This window comes from Acidovorax sp. Root267, assembly GCF_001429215.1.
Classification (GTDB): domain Bacteria; phylum Pseudomonadota; class Gammaproteobacteria; order Burkholderiales; family Burkholderiaceae_C; genus Acidovorax; species Acidovorax radicis.
The window spans coordinates 59,601-81,895 of record NZ_LMJC01000005.1; the positions used below are offsets into that span (position 1 = coordinate 59,601).

Annotated in this window: 23 protein-coding genes; all 23 read right to left on the minus strand. The window is 64.4% G+C overall.

Features of this window, described 5'->3' with window-relative positions; all coding sequences use genetic code 11:
- Window positions 1-11: 11 nt before the first annotated feature.
- Window positions 12-1,409, minus strand: coding sequence for a formimidoylglutamate deiminase (locus ASE39_RS07195; protein ID WP_057270675.1), 1,398 nt, complete (start codon window positions 1,407-1,409; stop codon window positions 12-14).
- Window positions 1,399-2,742 carry an imidazolonepropionase gene (gene hutI / locus ASE39_RS07200; protein ID WP_057270709.1) on the minus strand — a complete coding sequence of 448 codons (1,344 nt, stop codon included), beginning with the start codon at window positions 2,740-2,742 and terminating at the stop codon, window positions 1,399-1,401. The genes ASE39_RS07195 and hutI overlap by 11 nt, the downstream gene beginning before the upstream one ends.
- Window positions 2,743-2,830: 88 nt before the next feature.
- Window positions 2,831-3,472, minus strand: coding sequence for a HutD family protein (locus tag ASE39_RS07205; protein WP_242421376.1), 642 nt, complete (start codon window positions 3,470-3,472; stop codon window positions 2,831-2,833).
- Window positions 3,472-4,362, minus strand: coding sequence for a phytanoyl-CoA dioxygenase family protein (locus ASE39_RS07210; protein WP_057270676.1), 891 nt, complete (start codon window positions 4,360-4,362; stop codon window positions 3,472-3,474). The genes ASE39_RS07205 and ASE39_RS07210 overlap by 1 nt, the downstream gene beginning before the upstream one ends.
- A gap of 58 nt (window positions 4,363-4,420) precedes the next feature.
- The gene (locus tag ASE39_RS07215; protein WP_277814399.1) at window positions 4,421-5,215 is read right to left on the minus strand and encodes an amino acid ABC transporter ATP-binding protein; all 795 of its coding nucleotides are present in this window, start codon (window positions 5,213-5,215) and stop codon (window positions 4,421-4,423) included.
- Window positions 5,212-5,880 carry an amino acid ABC transporter permease gene (locus ASE39_RS07220; RefSeq protein WP_010465675.1) on the minus strand — a complete coding sequence of 223 codons (669 nt, stop codon included), beginning with the start codon at window positions 5,878-5,880 and terminating at the stop codon, window positions 5,212-5,214. The genes ASE39_RS07215 and ASE39_RS07220 overlap by 4 nt, the downstream gene beginning before the upstream one ends.
- A gap of 26 nt (window positions 5,881-5,906) precedes the next feature.
- Window positions 5,907-6,656: a glutamine ABC transporter substrate-binding protein gene (locus ASE39_RS07225; RefSeq protein ID WP_057270677.1), complete on the minus strand. Its 750-nt coding sequence runs from the start codon at window positions 6,654-6,656 to the stop codon at window positions 5,907-5,909.
- A 31-nt stretch (window positions 6,657-6,687) separates the two neighbouring features.
- The gene (locus tag ASE39_RS07230; protein ID WP_242421377.1) at window positions 6,688-7,434 is read right to left on the minus strand and encodes an IclR family transcriptional regulator; all 747 of its coding nucleotides are present in this window, start codon (window positions 7,432-7,434) and stop codon (window positions 6,688-6,690) included.
- A 106-nt stretch (window positions 7,435-7,540) separates the two neighbouring features.
- Window positions 7,541-9,265: a urocanate hydratase gene (gene hutU, locus ASE39_RS07235; RefSeq protein WP_057270679.1), complete on the minus strand. Its 1,725-nt coding sequence runs from the start codon at window positions 9,263-9,265 to the stop codon at window positions 7,541-7,543.
- A gap of 40 nt (window positions 9,266-9,305) precedes the next feature.
- Complete coding sequence (gene hutH, locus ASE39_RS07240; protein WP_057270680.1) at window positions 9,306-10,847, minus strand: histidine ammonia-lyase; 1,542 nt, start codon at window positions 10,845-10,847, stop codon at window positions 9,306-9,308.
- Between the two features lie 64 nt (window positions 10,848-10,911).
- The gene (hutC, locus tag ASE39_RS07245) at window positions 10,912-11,628 is read right to left on the minus strand and encodes a histidine utilization repressor (RefSeq protein WP_225585014.1); all 717 of its coding nucleotides are present in this window, start codon (window positions 11,626-11,628) and stop codon (window positions 10,912-10,914) included.
- A 151-nt stretch (window positions 11,629-11,779) separates the two neighbouring features.
- Entirely contained in the window at window positions 11,780-12,559 is a 780-nt protein-coding gene (locus ASE39_RS07250; protein WP_056419373.1) for an ABC transporter ATP-binding protein, read from the minus strand.
- On the minus strand, window positions 12,556-13,392 hold the full coding sequence (locus ASE39_RS07255; RefSeq protein WP_057270681.1) for an ABC transporter permease: 837 nt from the start codon (window positions 13,390-13,392) through the stop codon (window positions 12,556-12,558). The genes ASE39_RS07250 and ASE39_RS07255 overlap by 4 nt, the downstream gene beginning before the upstream one ends.
- 22 nt (window positions 13,393-13,414) lie before the next feature.
- A complete protein-coding gene (locus tag ASE39_RS07260) occupies window positions 13,415-14,380 on the minus strand; it encodes an ABC transporter substrate-binding protein (RefSeq protein ID WP_057270711.1) in 966 nt (321 codons plus the stop codon).
- A 421-nt stretch (window positions 14,381-14,801) separates the two neighbouring features.
- The gene (locus ASE39_RS07265) at window positions 14,802-16,205 is read right to left on the minus strand and encodes a HAMP domain-containing sensor histidine kinase (RefSeq protein ID WP_057270682.1); all 1,404 of its coding nucleotides are present in this window, start codon (window positions 16,203-16,205) and stop codon (window positions 14,802-14,804) included.
- Entirely contained in the window at window positions 16,202-16,927 is a 726-nt protein-coding gene (locus ASE39_RS07270) for a response regulator transcription factor (RefSeq protein WP_057224823.1), read from the minus strand. Before ASE39_RS07270 ends, ASE39_RS07265 begins: the two co-directional genes overlap by 4 nt.
- A gap of 17 nt (window positions 16,928-16,944) precedes the next feature.
- The gene (locus ASE39_RS07275; RefSeq protein ID WP_035198355.1) at window positions 16,945-17,271 is read right to left on the minus strand and encodes a hypothetical protein; all 327 of its coding nucleotides are present in this window, start codon (window positions 17,269-17,271) and stop codon (window positions 16,945-16,947) included.
- A 17-nt stretch (window positions 17,272-17,288) separates the two neighbouring features.
- On the minus strand, window positions 17,289-17,756 hold the full coding sequence (locus tag ASE39_RS07280) for a Spy/CpxP family protein refolding chaperone (RefSeq protein ID WP_057270683.1): 468 nt from the start codon (window positions 17,754-17,756) through the stop codon (window positions 17,289-17,291).
- Between the two features lie 161 nt (window positions 17,757-17,917).
- Entirely contained in the window at window positions 17,918-18,226 is a 309-nt protein-coding gene (locus ASE39_RS07285) for a hypothetical protein (RefSeq protein ID WP_242421378.1), read from the minus strand.
- Between the two features lie 8 nt (window positions 18,227-18,234).
- Window positions 18,235-18,435, minus strand: a complete 201-nt coding sequence (locus ASE39_RS26290; protein ID WP_139019220.1) for a hypothetical protein — start codon at window positions 18,433-18,435, stop codon at window positions 18,235-18,237.
- A 633-nt stretch (window positions 18,436-19,068) separates the two neighbouring features.
- Window positions 19,069-19,329 carry a hypothetical protein gene (locus tag ASE39_RS25715; protein WP_081474688.1) on the minus strand — a complete coding sequence of 87 codons (261 nt, stop codon included), beginning with the start codon at window positions 19,327-19,329 and terminating at the stop codon, window positions 19,069-19,071.
- 1,527 nt (window positions 19,330-20,856) lie between these two features.
- Complete coding sequence (locus ASE39_RS26745; RefSeq protein WP_158004242.1) at window positions 20,857-21,027, minus strand: hypothetical protein; 171 nt, start codon at window positions 21,025-21,027, stop codon at window positions 20,857-20,859.
- A 96-nt stretch (window positions 21,028-21,123) separates the two neighbouring features.
- Complete coding sequence (locus tag ASE39_RS07305; RefSeq protein WP_057270686.1) at window positions 21,124-22,284, minus strand: hypothetical protein; 1,161 nt, start codon at window positions 22,282-22,284, stop codon at window positions 21,124-21,126.
- Window positions 22,285-22,295: the final 11 nt, after the last annotated feature.

Consider the following 22,295-nt stretch of genomic DNA (forward strand, 5'->3'; position numbering starts at 1 on the left):
ACAAAGACAGCTCAGTCCGGCGCGATGGTGGCCGTCCGGGCAGCCACAAAGGCATTGGCTGCGGATTCGTGAAGCGTGTGCTGGCCGTCGGACACGCGGCGCACGCCGGCCACCCACAGGCTGTCGATGGCCGAGGTGCGGTGGCTGCCGAACACATGGGCCGACAACATGCTGTGCGCGGGCAGGTCGCGCAGCGCCACATGCTGCGCGTCCAACACCACCAGATCGGCCTGCTGGCCCACGGCAAGTCCCTTGACGGCGCGGCCCGAAGCCTGCGCACCACCGGCCACAGCCTGCAGCGTCATAGCGGTCGCCACCTCGGCCTGGGTGCTGCTGGCCAGCACGTTGCGCTGGCGGCGCGACAGGCGCTGGCCGTACTCGAGCATCAACAGCTCTTCGGCCGCATTCACGCAGGCGTGGCTGTCCGAGCCCACGCCCCAGCGGCCGCCATGTTTTAGCCACAGTGGCATGTCGAAGATGCCATCGCCCAAATTGGCTTCGGTCGTGGGGCAGATGCCCGCCACGGCGCCCGAGCGCGCGGCGGCTGCGTATTCATCCACCGTCATGTGCGTGGCGTGCACCAGGCACCAGCGTGCGTCCACAGTGGCGTGGTCGAGCAGCCACTGCACCGGGCGCTGGCCGCTCCAGGCGATGCAGTCGTCCACCTCCTGCGTCTGCTCGGCGATGTGGATGTGGATGGGCGCGTGCGGGTTCAGGGCGGTGAGGCCCTGCACAGCGGCACGCAGGCTGTCGGGCGGCACGGCCCGCAGCGAGTGGGGCGCCAGGCCCAGGCCGGCTCCTTGCGCTTGTGCAGCGGGCGTCAGGCGCTCCAATAATGAGAGCATGCTGTCGGTGCTGCGGATGAAGCGGGCTTGGTCCGCCCGCGGCGGCTTGGCGCCAAAGCCGCTGGTCTGGTACAGCACCGGCAGCAGCGTGATGCCGATGCCCGCGTGGTGTGCGGCGCGCAGCAGGGCCAGCGACAGAGTGGCGTCGTCGGCATACGGCGTGCCGTCCTGATCGTGGTGCACGTAGTGGAACTCGCACACCGAGGTGTAGCCCGCCTCCAGCATCTCCACATAGAGCCAGGTGGCGATGGCCTCCAGCGACTCGGGCGTGATGCGTGCGGCAAAGCGGTACATCAGGTTGCGCCAGCTCCAAAAGCTGTCCTGGCTTTCGCCGCGGTACTCCGTCAGGCCGGCGAACGCGCGCTGGAATGCGTGCGAATGCAGGTTGGGCATGCCGGGGAGCACCGGGCCCGCAGCCACCGGCGTGCCCGCGGGCGCTGCAGCATCGGCGGCGATGTGGGTGAAGCGCCCTGCCCCATCCCACTGCAACAGCACGTTGCGCGCCCAGCCGGTGGGCAGCAGCGCATCGGCGGCGAAAAGGCTGTGCGGTGCGTCAAGCGCCATGGAGTGTCTCCTGATGCGTGTGGATGCCCAGGCCGTCGGCCGCCACGCGCCCCTGCCGCACGATGGTGCAGGCGGGCTTGTGGCCGTACCAGTAGGCCAGTTCGGCCGCGTCGCCCAGCGGCCAGAGCACGAAGTGGGCAGGCCGGCCGGCGGCGATGAGGCCGTGCGTGTCCTGCAGACCCAGCGCGCGCGCGGCGTGCGTGGTGATGCCGGCCAGGGCCTCGGGCACCGTCAGGCGAAACAGCGTGCACGCCATGTTGGCCATGAGCAGCAGGCTGAGCGCGGGCGAGGTGCCGGGGTTGTGGTCGGTGGACACGGCCATGGGCACGCCGGCCTCGCGCAGCTGCGCGATGGGCGGCAGGTGCGTGTCGCGCAGCGTGTAGTAGGCGCCGGGCAGCAGCACGGCCACGGTGCCGGCGGCCTTCATGGCGGCGATGCCGTCCTGCGACAGGTGCTCGATGTGGTCGCACGACAGCGCGCCGTAGCGCGCGGCCAGGGCCGCGCCGCCCATGTCGGAGAGCTGCTCGGCATGCAGCTTGACGGGGATGCCGAGCTTTTGCGCAGCCTGAAACACCTGCTCTGTCTCGGCCAGCGTGAAGGCGATGCGTTCGCAGAACACGTCCACCGCATCGACCACGCCTTCGGCCGCAAGCGCGGGCAGCATCTCATTGCAGACCAGGTCGGTGTAGTCGCCACTGCGGCCTGCGTATTCGGGCGGCAGGGCATGCGCGCCGAGGAAGGTGGTGCGCACCGTGACCCCGAAGGCTTCGCCCAGGCGGCGCGCCACGCGCAGTTGCTTGCGCTCGTGCTCCAGCGCCAGGCCGTAGCCGGACTTGATCTCGATGGCGCAGACGCCTTCGTCGAGCAGGGCTTGCAGGCGGGGAGCTGCCAGGGCAAAGAGTTCGTCCTCGGACGCTTCGCGCGTGGCCTTGACGGACGACACGATGCCGCCGCCTGCCTTGGCCACTTCTTCGTACGTGGCGCCCGCCAGCCGCATGGCGAATTCGTGGGCACGCTGGCCGCCGTAGACCAGGTGGGTGTGGCAGTCCACGAGGCCCGGCGTGGTCAGGGCGCCCTGTGCGTTCCAACGGCGCAGGGCCTGGTAGTCGGCGGGCAGCTGTGCTTCGGGCCCCACCCAGACCATGCTGCCACCCTGTACCACCACGCAGATAGGTTCCCCCTCGGACACGGGCGCGTCGGCCACGGCAAGGCCTGGCACGGGCTTCAGGTTCACCCATATGCCATCAGCGCTGCGAGGGCTGTCGACGCTGTTGGCGCTGTTGGTGCTGTTGGTGCTGCCGGGGAGCGACGCACGGGTGTGTGGAGGTTGCATGTCTTTGTCTACCGAAGAAATCATGGGCGTCAATTGCTACAAAATAAATAGCGACTAGCGCTTATCCATCAAGCGCCAGGGGCTATTTTTATTCGTATTTTTCGCCGGAGCTGTGCTCCAGCGCTATCCACACCAAGGCGGGGGCGCCGGCCGCGCTGCCGGCGTGCACGGGCGAAAGGCGCCCTTGCACCGACCCCGCTTCGCCAGCCCACCAGAAGCCCTGCCCGGACCGCAGCACGCGGTGATTGCCGCCCTGCGCGTCCAACCATTGCCAGTCGCCGTGCAGCGCCATGCAAAAGCCAGCGGCAGCGCCCCCAAGCGCCTGGTCATCACCGACCACCCGCAGCGCGCCCTGCCATACGCCGCGGCGCAGCATGAGGTTGAAATCCTTGGACGTGCCCCCCAGCATGGCGCCGTCCACCGCGTCGTCGCCCGAGAAAGCAAACGGCTGCCAGCGCTGGTCCAGCCGGTGCTCCCAGCCAGGGCTGCGCAAGTGCAGGCCGTCGCCGCCCAGCAGCATGATCTGGCGATCAATGCCCGGGAACACGGAGAACGGACCGGGCCGGTCCACCGTGGCCAGGCTCACGCGCCACTCAAAGCCGTTCATGTCCGCACCGGGGGGCCAGCAGGCCAGCTCCTGCGTGCTGCCACCGCCGTTCTTCCAGGGCGTACTCGGAGTAATGACCAGGTCAAAGAAGTTCATCACCATCGTTGTTGTCGTCGTGTTCATCAGGATGTTGCGGCCGTCTGCCCGGCGCCCGTCACCAGCAGCGGAAACAGCGGGTGGTCCATCTCCGCGCCAGCGGGCAACTCGCCAGCCAGGCCCGGAAACTCAGGCGAAGTCTTCCACGGCCGGGGCGCATGGCGCGTGTCGTCGCCCAGAAAGCGCACCGAGAACACACGGCGGCGGTTAGTGCCCTCCACCCCACCCGCCGCATGCAGCGTGAGCATGTGAAAACACACCACGTCACCGGGCTCGATCTCCCAGCCCACGATGGGGAAGGCATCGCGGTCAGCCTCGACATCAGGCAGATCCTGCAGGCTGCCTTCGGGGAACCATTTCGCCTGGTTGTCCATGAAGGTGCGCGGCATGAGCCAGGGGCCCTTGTGCGATCCGGCCACAAACTCCAGCGTGGCCGCACGCGACACCGGGTCCACCGGTATCCACATGCTGATGTTCTGCTGGCCGTCGATGTTGTAGTAGGGCTGGTCCTGGTGCCAGGGCGTGCGCTGGCGCGTGCCCGGCTCCTTCACCAGCACATGGTCGTGGTACAGCCGCACGGTGCGCGACTGCATCAGGCGCTGCGCAGCCAGCGCCAGCGGTGTCTCACGCACAAAGCGGCCGAACTGCGGAATGTCCTGCCAGTTGCAAAAGTCCTCGAAGAACCGGCCCGGGTCATCGGGCCGGCTGGCCACCTTGGCGCGCGGGCTGGGCGCGGCCAGGTTGGCGTCGATGCCCTCACGCAGCAGCGCTACCTCTTCGGGCGTGAGCAGCTGCTTGATGCACAACGCGCCGTCGCGGTCGAAGCGGGCAATGTCGTCTGCGGTCAGGCGTGCCTGCAAACGCTGGTGAAAGCGCTCTTGCAAGCGCTGGTCCATGGCGGGTGATAGCGGGGGCATGCGGGCTTGTCTCCTGTTGTGTTGTTGACCGTTGTCGTGCACCACGCCACACCCAGCCTCAGGCGCGCGTGAGCACGGCCTGCAGGAAGGAGCGCGTGCGCTCCTGCGTGGGGTTGGTGAAAATGGTGGCGGGCACGCCCGCCTCAATGATGCCGCCGCCGTCCATCACCACGACCACATCGCCCACCTCGCGTGCAAAGTCCATCTCGTGCGTGACCACCATCATGGTCATGCCTTCGCTGGCCAGCAGCTTCATGACCTGCAGCACCTCGCCCACCAGTTCCGGGTCCAGCGCCGACGTGGGCTCGTCGAACAGCATCACACGCGGCTCCATGGCCAGCGCGCGGGCAATGGCCACACGCTGCTTTTGCCCGCCCGACAGGCTTGCTGGCATGGCCAAAGCCTTGTGCACCAGGCCCACCTTGGTCAGCAGGGCCTGTGCGCGCTCGTCGGCCTCCTTGCGCGAGAGGCCGCGCAGCTTGCGCGGGCCCAGCGTGACGTTGTCGAGCACCGACAGGTGCGGAAACAGGTTGAACGACTGGAACACCATGCCCACCTCTTCGCGCAGGGCGTTCAGGTCATGATCGGGCAGCATGCGGCCGTCCTGCACCAGCGTGCGGCCACAGATCTCGACCGTGCCGCCTTCGGGCTGCTCCAGTCCGTTGCAGCAGCGCAGGAAAGTGCTCTTGCCCGAGCCGCTGGGCCCGATGACCACCACCACCTGCGACGGCAGCACGTCAAAGTCGATGCCGTTCAGCACCACATGGTTGTCAAACGACTTGCGCAGTCCGCGAATGCGCACGATGGGCTCGACGGATGGGCTTGCTCCGATCATCACAGAATTTTTCTTCATTGCACCATCCCCCCGGCACGCAGGCGCAGCTCCATGCGTCGCAGCACCAGCGAAGTGACACCCGTGAGGATGAAATACACCACCGCAATCGCCAGGTACACCTCCAGCGAGCGGTACGACACACTGATGATCTTCTGCCCTTCGTGCATCAGGTCGTGGATGGTGAGCAGCGACACCAGCGCCGAGTTCTTGATGAGCGCGATGAACTCATTGCCCAGTGGCGGAATCATGCGCACCACGGCCTGCGGCAGCACCACGGTGCGCATGGCCAGGCCCGACGACATGCCGATGGAGCGCGCCGCCTCCATCTGTCCCTTGTCGATGGACTGAATGGCGCCGCGCACCACCTCGGACACATAGGCGCCCGAGTAGATGCCCAGGCCAATCACGCCGCACACAAAAGCGGGCAGCAGGATGCCGAACTGCGGCAGGCCAAAGAACAGGATGAACAGCTGCACCAGCAGCGGCGTGCCACGGATCGCGGCCACGTAGGCAGTGCACAGGGCGTAGACCACCCGGCGCTTGGGGTTCAGGCGGCCAATGCCTACCAGGAGGCCCATGACACAGCCCAGCAGCAGCGAGGCGGCCGTGATTTCCACAGTGACCAGCGCGCCCGCCAGCAACTGGGGCAGCCCGGCCCAGACAGGAGAAAAATCGAGTTCCATGGCTCAGTTCGGCAACCGTGGGTGGCTTACTTGGCAGCGCTGTTGCTGAACCACTTCTTGACGATGGCCGCATAGGTGCCATCGGCCTTGAGCTTGGTGATGGCACCGTTGACGGCCTTCGTCAACTCGGGCGTGTCCTTGCGCAGGGCCATACCGTACTCTTCGGTGGTGAGCTGCTCATCCAGCACGCGCAGGCCGGGACGGGTGCGCACATACTGGAAGGCTGCGGGTTTGCCGGTCACGGCAGCGTCGGCGCGGCCGATGTCCACCAGGTTGAACATCTCCTGGTTCTTTTCGACCTCGACACGCTGCACCTTGGGGAATTTTTCGGTCAGGTACGACACCGACTTGGTACCCACCTGCACGCTGACCTTTTTGCCGTCCAGGTCGGCGAGCTTGTGGATGGCCTTGTTGTCGGCCTTCACCATCACCACCAGGCCACCGGCGTAGTAGGAGTCGGTGAAGTCCACCACCTTCTTGCGCTCGTCGGTGATGTAGATGGCCGAGACCGCCATGTCAAAACGCTTGGAAATCAGGCCGGGAATCAGGCCCTTGAAGTCGATGTCCACCCATTCGACCTGCTTGCCCATGGTCTTGGCAATGGCCTCCACCAGCTCGATGTCGAAGCCCGTGCGTTTGCCGTTCTCGACAAACTCCATGGGCGGAAACGTGGCATCGGTGCCCACACGCAGGACGTTGTCCTGGGCCTGTGCACCCGTGGTGCAAAAGGCTGCGGCGGCCAGGCTGGCCAAAAGAAGGTTGCGACGAAGGTTCATGGGGAAAGCTCCTGGGGAGGGGTGAGGAAAATCAGGGAGAAGTGAGCTGGCGGGAGATGCGGGCTGCGGCGACGACGGCCATGCCGGTGAGTGCGGTCTCCTGCCCCTGGGCTCGCAAGATCGGGACCATCAGGGTGATGGCCCCGGCCGCCTGCCGGGGTGAACCGAACACCGGCACGCTGACACCCCAGACACCGGCATCCACCTCGCCAGAGCTGACCGCGTAGCCGGCCTTGGCAATGCCTTCCAGCTCGGTCAGCGCCGCCTGGCGCTCAGCAGTGCCTGCGCCGTAGTGCAGGTCCAGAATGGCATTGCGCGTGGCCGGGGCCACATGGGCAAGCAGGCACTTGGCGGAGGCCCCCGCGCGCAGCGGCACGCTGCGCCCTTTTTCAAACGAGCAGCGCAGGGCCTGCGTGCTGTCCACCATGTCCAGGCACACCACGCTGTCATTCACGGCCACCACCAGCCCCACGCTCTCGTGGGACTGCCGGGCCAGGGCCTGCATATCGGGCCGCGCGTGGTGCACCAGGTGCGACGCCATGTCAAAGCCCAGGGCCAGTTGCAGGCTGAGCGGCCCGGGCGCGTAGTGCCCGCTGCTCTCCAGCACAAAGCCCCACAGCTTGAGCCGCGCAAGCTGCCGGTACAGCGTGCTGCGTGCCAAGCCCGTGGCCTCCACCAGCTCGGCCGCCGACATGGGCTGACCATGCTGCGCCAGCACGGCCAGCACGTGCAGAACACGGTCGGCGGCGGCAACGGAGGTCAGTCCACGGGCGGTCATGGACTCAGTATCAAAGTATTGCAGCGACATTCCTACCCTGCATTCCCATTTGATGGGATTGCAGTTCCCTTTTTCACATTCCTGTCATTCCCTCACTTTCTTCGGACTACTTCACCATCGGCAGCTTCAGCCCCTGCTTCTTGGCCGTCTCCACCGCCAGTTCATACCCGGCGTCCGCATGCCGCATCACGCCACTGCCGCAGTCGTTGACCAGCACGCGTGCCAGGCGCTCGGCTGCGGCGTCGGTGCCGTCGGCCACGATGACCATGCCCGAGTGCTGCGAGTAGCCCATGCCCACGCCGCCGCCGTGGTGCAGGCTGACCCAGGTGGCGCCGCCCGAGGTATTGAGCAGCGCGTTGAGCAGTGGCCAATCGCTCACGGCGTCGGTGCCGTCCTTCATGCCTTCGGTCTCGCGGTTGGGGCTGGCCACGCTGCCGGTGTCCAGGTGGTCGCGGCCGATCACGATGGGCGCCTTGAGCTCACCGTTCTTCACCATCTCGTTGAAGGCCAGGCCCGCGATGTGGCGCTCGCCCAGGCCCAGCCAGCAGATGCGTGCGGGCAGGCCCTGGAAGGCAATGCGCTCGCCCGCCATGTCGAGCCAGCGGTGCACGTGTTTGTTCTCGGGGAACAGTTCCTTGATCTTGGCGTCGGTCTTGCGGATGTCTTCCGGGTCACCCGACAGGGCCACCCAACGGAACGGGCCCTTGCCTTCGCAGAACAGCGGGCGGATATAGGCGGGCACAAAGCCGGGGAAGTCGAAGGCGTCCTTCACGCCTTCGTCAAACGCCACCTGGCGAATGTTGTTGCCGTAGTCCACCACCGGGATGCCCATGTGCTGGAAGTCGAGCATGGCCTGCACATGCACGGCGCAGGACTTGGCAGCGGCCTTCTTCAGCACCTCGTGCTGTGTCACGTCCTGCTGCGCGGCGCGCCACTGGGCCACCGTCCAACCTGCGGGCAAGTAGCCGTTGACGAGGTCGTGGGCCGAGGTCTGGTCGGTGACCAAGTCGGGCTTGAGGCCACCGGCCTTGGCACGGCGCACCAGCTCGGGCAGGATTTCTGCGGCGTTGCCCAGCAGGGCAATCGACACGGCCTCTTTGGCAGCCGTGTGCTGCTGGATCAGCTCGAACGCGTGGTCAATGTCACGCGCCTGCTTGTCCACATAGCGCGTGCGCAGGCGGAAGTCGATGCTGCTTTGCTGGCATTCGATGTTGAGCGACACCGCGCCCGCGAACGTGGCCGCCAGCGGCTGCGCGCCGCCCATACCGCCCAGGCCCGCAGTCAGAATCCACTTGCCTTCGAGCGAGCCGCCGTAGTGCTTGCGGCCGGCCTCGGCAAAGGTTTCGTAGGTGCCCTGCACGATGCCTTGCGTGCCGATGTAGATCCAGCTGCCGGCGGTCATCTGGCCGTACATGAACAGGCCCCTCTGGTCCAGCTCGCTGAAGTGCTCCCAGTTGGCCCACTTAGGGACAAGGTTGGAGTTGGCCAGCAGCACGCGGGGCGCGTTGGCGTGGGTCTTGAAGACGCCCACGGGCTTGCCGGACTGGATGAGCAGGGTTTCGTCGTCGTTCAGCTCCTTGAGCGAGGCGAGGATCTGGTCATAGCACTCCCAGTTACGCGCAGCGCGGCCGATGCCGCCGTACACCACCAGGTCCTGCGGGCGCTCGGCCACCTCGGGGTCGAGGTTGTTCTGGATCATGCGGTAGGCGGCCTCGGTGAGCCAGCTTTTGCAAGTGAGCTGGCTGCCGCGCGGCGCGCGGATCACGCGGCTGGCGTCGTGGCGGGGGTCGTTGTTGGAGGCGGCGGCGATGATGGCGTCGTTGGCGTTCATGGTGGGCTCCTGTGAATCAATGGGGTATGCGTAGAGAAAATCAGGCGAAGCTGGGCAGGCACTGGGTGAGCGCTACAGGCCAGGTGGACTGCTGGGCCCATGCGCGCATGGCTTCGATGTCGGGGGCGAGGTAACGGTCCTGCTCCAGGTAGGCCACGCGCTCGCGGATGGCGGCGAATTGCGCTTCGATCAGCGGAGAGGATTTCAGGGTGCGGTCGAATTCCATGCCCTGCGCAGCGGCCATGGCCTCGATGCCGACCATCACCGCCGCATTGCGCACCATGTCGCCCAGGCGCCGCGCGCCGTAGGTGGCCATGGAGACATGGTCCTCCTGGTTGGCCGATGTCGGCAGGCTGGTCACGCTGCTGGGGTTGGCCAGGCACTGGTTCTCGGCCGCCAATGCGGCGGCGGTGACCTGGGCGATCATGAAGCCCGAGTTCACGCCGCTGTCGAGGATCAGGAAGGCCGGCAGGCCCGAGAGGCCCGGGTCCAGCAGCAGCGACAGGCGGCGCTCGGAGATGGCGCCGATCTCGGCTACGGCCAGCGCGATGATGTCCGCAACAAAGGCTACGGGCTCGGCGTGGAAATTGCCGCCGGAGATGACGTCCCCGTTGTCGAACACCAGGGGGTTGTCGGATGCCGCGTTCGCCTCGATGGTCAGCACGCGCGCGGCGTGGTGCAGGTTGTCAAGGCACGCGCCCATCACCTGCGGCACGCAGCGGATGGAGTAAGGGTCCTGCACGCGGCCGCAATTGGGGTGAGAGGTGTCGATGGCGCTGCCGTCCAGCAACGCGCGCACGGCGGCCGCCACGGCGATCTGCCCGGCCTGGCCGCGCGCTTCGTGGATGCGTGCGTCGAACGGCTTGACCGAGCCCTTAATGGCTTCGAGCGACAGGCAGCCTGCGACCAGCGCGGCCGCAAACACGCTCTCTGCGCCGAACAGCCCGGCCAGCGCGAGCGAGGTGGACACCTGCGTGCCGTTGAGCAACGCCAGCCCTTCCTTGGGGCCCAGCACGAACGGCGCCAGGCCGATGGAGCGCATGGCCTCCGCACCGGACACCACCTGGCCGTTGACCTTGGCCTGGCCTTCGCCGATCAGCACGCAGGCCAGGTGCGCCAGCGGCGCCAGGTCGCCCGACGCGCCCACAGAGCCCTTGGCCGGGATCACGGGCAGCACGTCGGCATTGGCCATGGCCAGCAGCGCATCCACGATCTCGGGCCGGATGCCGGAGTGCCCGCGCGCCAGGCTGACGGCCTTGGTCGCGAGGATGAGGCGCACCACATCGTCCGCCAGCGCATCGCCCGTGCCCACGCTGTGCGACAGCACCAGGTTGCGCTGCAGCTCGGCCAGGCGCTCGTGGGCGATCTTGGTGCTGGCGAGCTTGCCGAAGCCGGTGTTGATGCCATAGACCACCTGGTCTTCATCCACGATGCGCTGCACCGTGGCCAGCGATGCTTGCATGAGGGCGCGTGCGGACGGGTCGAGCGACAGCTGCACGGGCGCGGCGTAGATGCTGCGCAGCGCAGCCAGCGACACGTGGCCGGGGTGCAGGGTCAGGGACGAATCAGTGGTTTTTGTCATGGCGTTGATCCTGTATATACAAGTAGTCACAAGCGGAAGAATCGAGGCTCTTCAGGCAGAACGTTCAGCCTGAGACGGGGTTGCCGTCGGCTCGGAAACGGCTGCCTAAACGGTAGCGGGTGGCGGGGTGCAGGCAGCGCACCACGGTGATCGGCACGCCGCGCGACCAGGTGCGGCGGGTGAGCAGCAGGCAGGGCTCCTGCGGCGACATCTCCAGCAGCGTGGCCTGCTCGGCGGTGGGCATGACGGCGTCGACCACATGCTCGATCTGGTCGAACGGCACGTTGCGCACCAGGTATTCGGAGGGCTGCAGCAGCGTGAAGTCCTGCGCGGCGAACTGGGGCACCTGGCGCGGGTTCACGTGGCGGTCTTCCAGTTGCACGGGCACGCCGTCTTCGCGGTGGATGCACAGCGAGTGGAACACCGACTCGCCGGTGCGCAGGTCGAGCGCAGCGGCCACTTCGAGCGTGGCCGAGATGCGCTCCACCGCCAGCACGTCGCAGCGGTAGTCGTGCCCGCGCTGGCGGATCTCGCCGGCCAGGTTGGCGATCTGCAGCAGCGTGGACTGGGGCTTGTCTTCGGCCACAAAGCTGCCCACACCGGCCACGCGCACGATGCGGCCCTGCTCCACCAGTTCGCGCAGCGCGCGGTTCACCGTCATGCGCGAGATGCCGAACTGGGTGACCAGCTCGTTCTCGGACGGCAGGCGGTCGCCCGCGCGCCAGATGCCTTCCTGGATCTTGCGCGAGATGTGGTCCTTGACCTGCTCGTACAGCGCCATGGCCTGCGCGGGCGCGGCCACGGCTGCTGCGCCCTGGGACGGGGCGGCCACGCGGCTGGCGCTGCGTGATGGAGCGGGAGCAGCGGGAGCAACAGCAACAGCGGGACGGCGGGAAGGATGGGCGCTCATGAGTCGGTGTGCTCGGTTCGGCTCAATGCAGGTCTGCCGCCATGGACTCGGCGCGGATTTCTTCCGTCAGGCGCGCCTTGAGGTCCATGAACTCGGGGCTGGTCTTGATGGTGTAGTGGCGTGGGTGGGGCAAGTCCACCGCCAGCTCGGTCTTGATGCGGCCGGGCCGGGCGCTGAACACGGCCACGCGGTTGGCCATGAAGATGGCTTCGTCGATATCGTGGGTGACGAAGAGCACCGTCTTGCGCTCGGCCTCCCAGATGCCCAGCAGCAGCTCCTGCATGAGCACACGGGTCTGGTTGTCGAGCGCGCCGAAGGGCTCGTCCATCAGCAGGATCTTGGGGTCGTTGGCCAGCGCGCGCGCAATGGCGGTGCGCTGCTGCATGCCGCCCGACAGCTGCTTGGGAAAGTGCTGCTCGAAGCCGCGCAGCCCCACCTTGGCGATGAAGTACGCGGCGCGCTCTTTTTGCTGCGATTCGGGCATGCCGCGCTCGCGCAGGCCGAAGCGGATGTTCTGCTCGATGGTGAGCCAGGGGAACAGCGTGTAGCTCTGGAACACCATGCCGCGCTCGGGCCCGGGGCCTTCGACCGGTGCGCCATCGAGCAGCACGCGTCCGCTGGTGGCGTGGTCCAGCCCCGCCACGATGCGCAGCAGCGTGGACTTGCCGCAGCCCGAGGGGCCGAGGATGGTGACGAAGTCGTTGTCCTTGACCTCGAAGTCGACCGGCTGTAGCGCCTGCGTGCGCTGGCCCTTGGCGGTCTCGAAGACGCGCGAAACGGCTTGAATGGATACGCGGCTCATCGCACAAAACTCCAGGCAAACAGACGGTGATTGAGCGCCTTGAAGGCGAAGTCGGACACCAGCCCGATGAGGCCGATGATGATGATGCCGAAGATGATCTGGCCGGTGTTGAGCAGCGACTGGCTGTCCGTGATCATGTGGCCGATGCCGCTCGACGACCCGATCAGCTCGGCCACGATGACGTAGGTCCAGGCCCAGCCCAGCACCAGGCGCAGGGTCTCGGCGATCTCGGGCGCGGCGCCGGGGATGAGCACGCGGGTGACGATGCCCTTGTGGCCCGCGCCCAGCGTGTACGCAGCCTCCACCAGGTCGCGCCGCGCGCCACCCACGGTGACGGCGACCATCAGCGTGATCTGAAAGACCGAGCCGATGAAGATGACCAGGATCTTCTGCGTCTCGCCAATGCCGGCCCACAGGATGAGCAGCGGAATGAAGGCCGATGCAGGCAGGTAGCGGCAGAACGAGACAAAGGGCTCGAAGAACGCCTCGATGCCTTTGTAAGCACCCATCGCGATGCCCAGCGGCACGGCCACCACTGCCGCCAGGATGAAGCCGCCGAACACGCGCCACACCGTCATGCCGATGTCTTTGTGAAAGCCGTATTCGCTGAACAGCAGCCAGCCTTCCTTGGCCATGGTGACGGGGCTGGCCAGGAAGGTGGGCGACACATAGCCACCCAGCGTGAAGAACGCCCACACCAGCACGAACAACACAAAAAAACCGAAGCCCAGCAGCCAGCGCGCACGGGCAGTCACAGGCTCCAGGGGAGCGAGCGAACGCCGGCGCACGCGTGCTTTAGGCTCAGTAACGGACAGGGGTTGCACGGCAGACATGGCGCGTTTTTCTTCCAGCTATTTACTTGATGAAGCTCGCGTCGAACGTGACGGCCAGGTCCTCATTCGCCTTGCGGATGATGCCGGCCTCCAGCAGGATGGCTGTGGCGTCCTTCATGAACGTGGTCAGCTCGCCCGCAAAGAACTTCTGGTTGGCGGCCTTGTCCTGCCAGCGCAGGAAGGACGACGACTTGGCGAACTGCTCGCCCGTCTGCTTGACGGCCGCGCCCATGATCTCGTTGGACTTGGCAGGGTCGGCCTTGATCATGTCCAGCGCCTGGAAGTACGAATTGGCCAGGGCCTGCGCGGCCTTGCCGTTAGCCTTAAGCCAGGTGGGGTCGCAGCCCACGGTGTCCATCACCATCGGGTAGTCGAGCGTGGTGGCCAAAATCTTGCCCGCGGCAGGGTTGTCGCGCACGGTTGAGAGGTAAGGCTCGTACGTCATGGCAGCGTCGTTCTGCCCTGCCACGAAGGCCTGCGCAGCCGCCTGGGGCGACAGCGTGGTGGTCTTCACGTCCTTGAGGCTCATGCCGTTCTTGCTGAGCATCCAGGCCAGGCCAAAGTACGGAGCAGTGCCGGGTGCGTCCACGCCGATGGTCTTGCCCTTCAGGTCCGCAAAGCCCTTGATGTCGCCGCGCACCGCGATGCCGTCGGCGCCGTAGGACTTGTCCATCTGGAAGATCTGCACGATGGGCACTCCGTTGGCGTTCCATGCCACATGCGTCTCGACCGTGGTGGCGGCGCACTGGATGGACTTGGAGGCCAAGGCCAGGTGGCGGTCCTTCTGCGGGATCATCTTGATCTCCACATCGAGGCCGTTCTTCTTGAAGATGCCCGCCTTGTCGGCCAGGGTGAGCGGCGCAAAGCCCGTCCAGCCGGACATGCCCAGCACAATCTTGGTCTCTTGCGCCTGGGCCGGTGCAGCCACTGCCATCACGCAAGCCGCGGCTGCCGCCAGCGACGTCCATTTCACAACCGATCGAGTCATCATCTGCTCCTGTTTGAAGAAAGTACCTTTGCCCACTCCGGCCGGGTCGCACCCGCTTGCAGCCGCCATGATGACAGCCCAAGCATACCTGTATATACAGGGTAAACGCTAGACTCTCACCGTGTTGGGGGTGGTACCAAGGTTCAGCAAGATCGGGGCCAGCCAAATGCACGAGCGGTTTGACGCCCGATCAGCCCGATCAAGAAACTATCAAAACAATAGCTACCAGCGCATACCTATAAAGCGCTAGCGGCCAATTTTATCCATTTTTTTAGTTTGACAGAGCGCCAGAACCTCCACAGGGGCATGGAGGCCAAACCCAGCACTGCACTCCGATGGCGGCTGCGCTCGCACCACCCCAGTGCGCCATGCCTCAGCGGGCAGGCGACCGCACCGTACTCAACCGGTACTCAACCGGCATTCAGCCCGCAGCGCCCTGCGGTGTACCGTCCGGGCACGGCAGGCGCGCGGTCACCCGCAGGCCCGGTTCGGCGTTGCGCACCAGCAGCGTGCCGCCGTGGGCTTGCGTGACCAGGCGACACAGGTACAGCCCCAGCCCCACCCCACCCGTGGTGCGCTGGCGCGCAGTGTCAGGGCGGTAGAACGCCTGGGCCAGATGTGGCAGATGCTCGGGCGGTACGCCAGGGCCGTGGTCCCGCACCTCGATCTCTACCACGCCTTCGTGCAGCCGCAGTTCGATCTGCGGCGGCTGGGCCGCCGGGTCGTTGTGGCGCAGGCTGTTGTCCAGCAGATTGCGCATCAGCAGGCGCACGCGGGATCGGTCGAGCATGCAGGTGGGCAAGGTGCCGGTCACCAGCAGCGTGATCGCCGTAGCCCCGGGGTGCCGCACTTCCAGCTCCGCCACTACCTCCCGCGCGAGTTCGGCCAGGTTGGTGGGTTCGCGGTGCAGGGCCGCATGGCGTCCGGCCAGGCGTTCGCTTTCGAGCAGGTCGGTGATGAGCCGGGCCATCTCACCCAGATCGCGCATCAGGGCTGCACGCTGAGCCAGTACATCGGGCGACTCGGGCAGCAGCTCGGTGTTCAGGCGCGCCCGCGTGAGGGGGCTGCGCAGTTCGTGGCTCATGGCCAGCAGCAAGGCCCGCTTGGCCTCCAGCATCTGGTGGATGTCTTCGCCCATGGTGTTGATCGTGCCCGCCAGCTGGCCCAGCTCGTCGGGCCGGTGCGCGTGGCGCACCGGAATCGGCTCGCCAAAGTCGCCATTGCCAAAGCGCCGTGCGCCATGCCGGATGTCGTCCAGGGGCCGCAGCAGGTGGCGCACATACACATAGGCCAGCGCGGTGAGCAACAACAATACCGTGAGCGTGCCCCACGCAATGCGTGGGCGCTTGTCCCACGACAGCGCGTTGAGCCCGAATTCGATGTGGTGGCCATCGACCGTGGTGCGCTGCAGCAGCCGGTAGCCGGTGTCTTCCCGGCTCCAGTGGTCCTGGCGCTCCACCTTGTCGCTCATCCAGTCAGGGCGCGCCCGGTCGGGATGCGAATCCCAGTGGACCTGCGGCCCTTCGATGCGCAACGTCACTGGCAGCCGGTTCGCAATGGCCTGGGCCCGCTCGATGCTGGGCGGACTGCCGATCTCGGCGGTGAGGCGATCCACATAGTCCATCAGCAGCGGGCGCGCGGCTTCCTTCCAGCCCAGCGCCACCACCTTCTGCATGCCCCCCATGAAGACCACCGCGACGGTCACGGCCAGGGCCATGAACACCAACACCAGGCGGATGCGCAGCGAATACCCGACAGCGTCGCGCGCGCGCTGGTGCCAGGGACAACCGGGATCGTGCCCAGGCAGCGAATCAGAGGACTTCATGACGAGATCGATGTCGAGGATGGGGCGCCAGACGCGCTTGCCGCCCTGCGCAGCGCCAGCGAATATCCCGCGTTGCGCAGCGTCTTGATGCAGTCCAACGGCTCCAGCTTCTTGCGCAGGCGGCTGACCACAATGTCCACTGCCCGCGTGTACAGCTCGGCCTCGTGCCCGCGCAGCTGGTTGAGGATGTCATCCCGGCTGAACACCTTGCCCGGCTCCCTCGCCAACAGGTGTAGCAGGTCGAACTCAGTGCCCGTCAGCTCCAACGCCGCCCCCTGGCGTACCACGCTGCGGCGGGCTGCGTCAATGCTCAGGCCTTCAAACTCCAACGTGGCATCGGCAACGCTGCCAGGTGTGCTGGTACGGCGGCGGCGCAGCACTGTCTGCAGCCGGGCCACCAGCTCGCGCGGTTCAAAGGGCTTTGGCAAGTAATCATCCGCACCCAGCTCCAGCCCTACCACGCGGTCCATCACCTCACCCCGGGCCGTCAGCATCACGATGGGCAGATCGCCCTGCTTGCGGATGGTGCGGCACAGTTCAAACCCATCCATTTCAGGCAGCATGACATCCAGGATGGCGGCGTCAAACCCGCCCGCTGCCAGCTGGGCCAGTCCGTCGCTGGGTTTGAGTGCGTGGATCAACTCCAGCTCGAACCGCTGAAAATAGATAGCCAGCGGGGGGCCAAGCTGCGCGTCGTCGTCAATAAGCAGGATGCGGTGCATGAGCAATTCTCACACCGTCAGGCGCTAGCTCCATGGGCCACCCCTCCCGCACAGTCCACCACACGCAATGCGCGGTGTCGCACGATCAACTTGCGAAGGCGGCCCTGCGCGCCGGAATGGAGTGTGTCAAAGTGGTCGGCGGCGGCCAACAGAGCGGGCAAGGTCTGGGCCGCCGTTGCGGGCCGGCGGGCAACCAGGCCCAGTGCATGTTCACGGTCAAAACGCGGCCCCCAGACCAGCGACATCAACTCATCGTGGGGATCGGGCATGCCCGCCAGCAGCGCAGGCCCATGTTTGCGCACGCCCTGTGCCAAGCGGTGGATGGGTTCCAGCGTGGGTGACATGTGAAAGCCCCCCGCCATCAGCCGCGCGCCATCCAGCCCTTGCGCCGCTGCATCAGCTCGCGCACTTGCTGCTGCTGGTCGGGGTTCAGGCTGTCGTAAAAATCGGCCAATGCGCCGATCACTTCAGGGCTATTGGCCTGGACTGCGCGGGTCTTTTCCTCCAGCAGCGTCTGCGCCCGCACACGGTCGAATGTGGCACCTGCCACGATGGCCTGCATCTCTGCGCGGGGGTCTGCAGCCTTGCCGATGAAGGCTGTGCGCTGCGCCTCCATTTTGTCGGCCAGTACATTGAGCTTGAGCTTTTGCGCATCGTTCAGGTCTAGCTTGCTGCTGACCCGCTCGACGACCTTGCCACGCACTTCGGCCACCTTTTCGGCACTCATCGGGCCATGGTGATGGTGGCCGCTGGAGCAGGCCGTCAAACCGCCTACCGCGATAGAGACGCCGAAGATGCCCGCCAGGGTTTTCTTGATCCAGGGTTTCATGGTGCAGTCCTTTCATGGACGGTGTTGAACATGACCCTGATGGTGCCGACAGAGCGTGCCGATGTGGTCTCGACGCAGTTTCGGTTTATTTCATTTTGTTTCGCCGTCACGGCATGGTGTGACAACTGCCCAGCGCCTGCCCACGGGGCAAGCCGGGCATTTCAACGCAACACGGCCGATAGAACAACCAAGCGGTCTGCCAGCTCTGAGGCCCCGGTACGCATCTGGTCCAGCGGTATGGTGCCCACACTCCAACCGCCGTACCAGATGTCAAACGCCGTGACGCCAGGAAAGCCTGCGCCCTGTCCATACGCCTGGATCGCCTGGTCTATTTCGGGGTGCAAACTGGGCACGCCCAGCAGCAGTTTTCCATCGAATACCCTTACCAGATACTGCTGAGCCCCCTCCGGCCGGATATGCAGCGTCAGCACTGACATCGCTTTTTCCCATACGAATCCGTCTTCAGACACAACACCATTCAACCCATTGCTTGCAGCTCTCGATATTCAAGGTCTGCAAATTGCAACTCCCGCTCCAGACCGTGGCCGTCATGGCGGTCAGGACACAGGTTGTCGGTTTGCTGGCGCTGCAGGAGTGTGTCAGTGGGCTGACCCATCTGCATCAACGGGGCCTCTGGGCAAGCTTCGAGATGGTGGAACGTTGGATGGAAGAAAAACATGGTGCACTCCAAAGGCTGGGCTTTTAAAAAGCCCCGTCAGGACATTAAGGTCCGGGCCCGCCGGGGCCCATGTCAGAGCCCCATGGGGACAGACGTAAGACTGCGCCTACAGCCCCAGTTAAGTGACATGTGCGGGCAAAAGCTGTGAGGTCGCCCCTGCGAGGTGGGGCGGTACGCTGCTGTGGTCAGCGCTGGGAGTTCGTCTGTCCCCCAAGGCATCACCTTCCCCGGCCAGCAGTCCGATGGAGTCCAGCGCAGTCGGCGGGTCACAAGGCTCTGCATACACACGCAATGCAATGTCTTCGGCCGCTGGCGAAAAATACAACCAGAGGTTGTCGTGCTCTTTGTCATAGCAAGAAAAAAGCGCCCTCCCGGACCCTGGAGGGCACATCAGAAACTTTGACATGAACATCTGCTGGATCCGCAAAGCTGGCTCGAAAGCCTGTTCGTCATTGCCCAGAGCCAATTTGTACCAACTGCTCATATGCGCCTTTCGTGTGGTCGTGCCAGTAATACGGAACGTTCATCGTATTTTTGGCCTGCGACTACGGCACTTCTTGTGCAGCGCATCAATCTGTAGGACAGATTCTTCCAATGCCTCAGGTGCTGCCGGGCATCGCCATGGCTTGGCAATCAATCGTAGGAGGACTCCAGATCACAATGTGGCTCCCGACGGGGCGCTCTCACACGAGATCCGTAGGCTCTCAGCGTTGCACAGCCGAGGCCGGTGATGTAAAGCACCTGGGCTTTCTGGTGGGGGGAATCAACCGGCGGAAGCTGCACCTCCACCATTCCAGCAGCGCGCAAGACACGCAGTTTGTCGATGTTGACGACATCCGATTCAATCAGGGGAAGCGCGTCGCGCTCCAGCTCCCTTAAGTACTCCATTGGCATGGTGGCCTCCGGCTTGAACGAGGAAAGATTGTGAAGCGCGAGCCTCTGCCGCTCAAGAATTGATACAAGAAGCTACAACCTTGCAGCTCCTGCACGCCGCATTACCAATGAAGTGCCCATGTAGCTTGGTGGCGGGCCCGTGACGCCCTAAAACCCACACCCCAACTGTTGCCATTTAGACAGGCGCTTGGTCCGCCAAAGAATGGGCCACAAGCCCATGCCGATTTTTGTGATCTTCTTCAGGAGCAATCCATGGCGGCCGCGGTGCTTTACCGCCATTGCGCAGAGACGAAGTCGTTGAACCACCTGCCTTCATGGCGGCAAACTGCTCAACAAGCCCCGGACATGGACGAATACCACCACGCCATCTGCATCCGTCTGCCGAAACGCGAGGAACCTGCAGCGCCATCGCAGTTGGCACTTCAGCAATCTGGGCAATACGGACTTATTTCACGATTGCAAGCTGCACCCCTGGTGCGCGGTTCGAAACCCGGCTTAGGATGCACCTACCGTCAAATCCGGCGGTTCGCCCCCCCCTGTGCGAGTGATGCAATGATTTAGCCCGCCTCGTGCGGGCTATTTTTTTCACTTCTGGACGTTGACGCCATGGAAGCTGAAGCCAGCTCATTTGGAACATAGCCATTCATTGATAACCGATCAGCTGCCGAAGATCAAAAACAAGAAAGGGACAGCTGCTCCCCACGCCGTAGATGTGACGGCCTGGTGCTTTGAGAGTCGGACGACCTATCGCCCCCCCTCGCAATCAACTCCGAAAATTTCTCGCGACCACTCGAAAAACCGAAGCGCTGAAGGCAAGGGTTGCGCCCGCTGCACCCAGGAGGTTGTTTGGTTCTGGGTACATAGTCCCCTATGGCAACCCCTTTCTAAAGAGGGAAGTGGGGGTACAAAACACCGATTTCACCAGATTTCTGGGTTTGTACTCCCATTTGTACCCCCACTTTTGCTTGGCTGGGCATGGACGGCTATAGACGGCCATGGACTGCAAGTCGTTGATTCACCAAAGAAAAAGGGCGTCCACTGGATTAGTGTGGACGCCCTTGGATGGGGTTATGGGCTGGCGTCTACTGAATGATGTCCCGAGAGTCGCCTAAATACTCATTTCCTCAAAAATCGATGGGAATTTGTTCCCCCACTTGTTCCCCCGGATTGACGTGATTTTTTGAATCAAGGACTTAGGCTCCACAGCTCACAAGGTACAGCAAGACCGGGTCAATTGAACTCAGCCCCAAACTCAGTGCGCAGCCCAAATCTTTCCAATTGTCCGCGCAATGGGCAAATCCAATGTCTGCTCACCCCCCTCTGATCCGCCAATTGAGAGTGGCCGATGTCGGTTGTGCGGGAGCCCCGTATCTGAGGAGGCTCAATACTTTTTTTGGGGGGAATCAGCCATAAGAAGGCAAGCCAGGACCCGTGCGCCAAAGTTGGAACTTTATACGCCCACTCAGCGAGAAGACCCTGAGTGCCAAGTATCGCAGCGAATGACTGGCTTGCAGCGGGTGATGCCGTTTACTGAGTGACGCGCTTCCACAATACGGTGACCAACTTGTAGCCGTCATTCGCCGCACCTGGGCCGAGTTCAATCGGACGGCAGGTCGTATCTGGTGTGCCGGTGACGGTGGAGATATCAAGAATCGGATTGGCAATCCCGAAGCGGTCGAGGGAGCGGTGGCAATCCATTTCGTCATTAGGTACGGACTGGCCAAAGGTGCCCAGTCGTTTGAAGCGAGACCGCAGCGTTCAACAGCATGGCGTGTTGTGCCGCTTCTGGGCAGCCTAGACAGTAGGAGGCTCTTCGCCAACGGTGGTCACCAGAAGCAGAGGGATGTGACCAAGCGAAGGTTGCTCCGGCATATCGATGCTATCGGGTGGCGCAGGTCGCTGCGGATGTTCTTCTAGGTTCTGTCTCTGACCGTGAAGTCTTGAGCGTACCAACTTAAGCATGCGGTTAGTCATGTCGAACGTGCTGCCGGGGTTCTCAAGGAACGCATCGACCTCATCGTCGATGCTATGCAAGAGCGAGGGTATGGCTTCAGCAAACGCCAGGTTTCTGCCGCGCATCCCAGCGATAACCCCCTGATTCTTTGACGTGTATACGTAGTCTCCGTTCGGGCGGGCTGAGATCTGGAGCATCATATTTACGAAGATAGACCAGTGGTCTGCGCCACTGCTGATGCCAGACGTGAAGCTCCTTCCCCGACGACCATTGAAGAATTCCCTAAAGACGGTGCCGAAGTCGTCAAGACACATGACACCGGCAGAGGCCGAGCTGGTCGGGGTCGGGCAGCCGCCGGCGGACCAAGTGCAGTTCTGCGGGTAGTTGCCCGCGAGTTGAGGGAAGGCCGGGCCCTTCACTACTGAAGCCCGCCATTGTGGATTTGCGGCAACTGTCGAGAAGGCGTGCTTGTCGAAGACGGTCAAGTACTCACTGCATGTTGCGGCTGTAGCCTGGGTGATGAGCCCGCCTTGTCGAAAGTCCCAAGAGTTGCTGCCAGGCGGTCCCTTGGGGAGGCGAGTCGTTCCCTCAAAAGGCGACCAGTCTCTGTAGAGCTCGAACTGGCACTCTTGAGTGCCGCCCGCGACCGAGCCGGTCTGTGGTTGAGGGCACTTCTTCGCCTGCAAGAGAAGCGCGTGTCCAGTAGTCCGATTCCGACGGGACGGGTAAAAATGCTGCCGCACGAGCATGAGATCCGCAATCTCGCAGCTTTGAGACCGGCTTTGCAGCAGAACCTTTGGAGTCTGATGGGTAAAGATGCCCCGCACCATTACCGCAGTGCTAGGCGTCACGTGGTTCTGTATCACATCGCGCAGGCCACGGTACATACTCCTAGACAGGAAGGAGCTGACGAGCGCTGGCTCATCTGGCTTTAAAGCGATGCGCCATGCGTTGGCATGGGCTTTGTTCGCGTACTCCTGGACGTCTTGTTCGAATGTCACGTCTCCCTCCT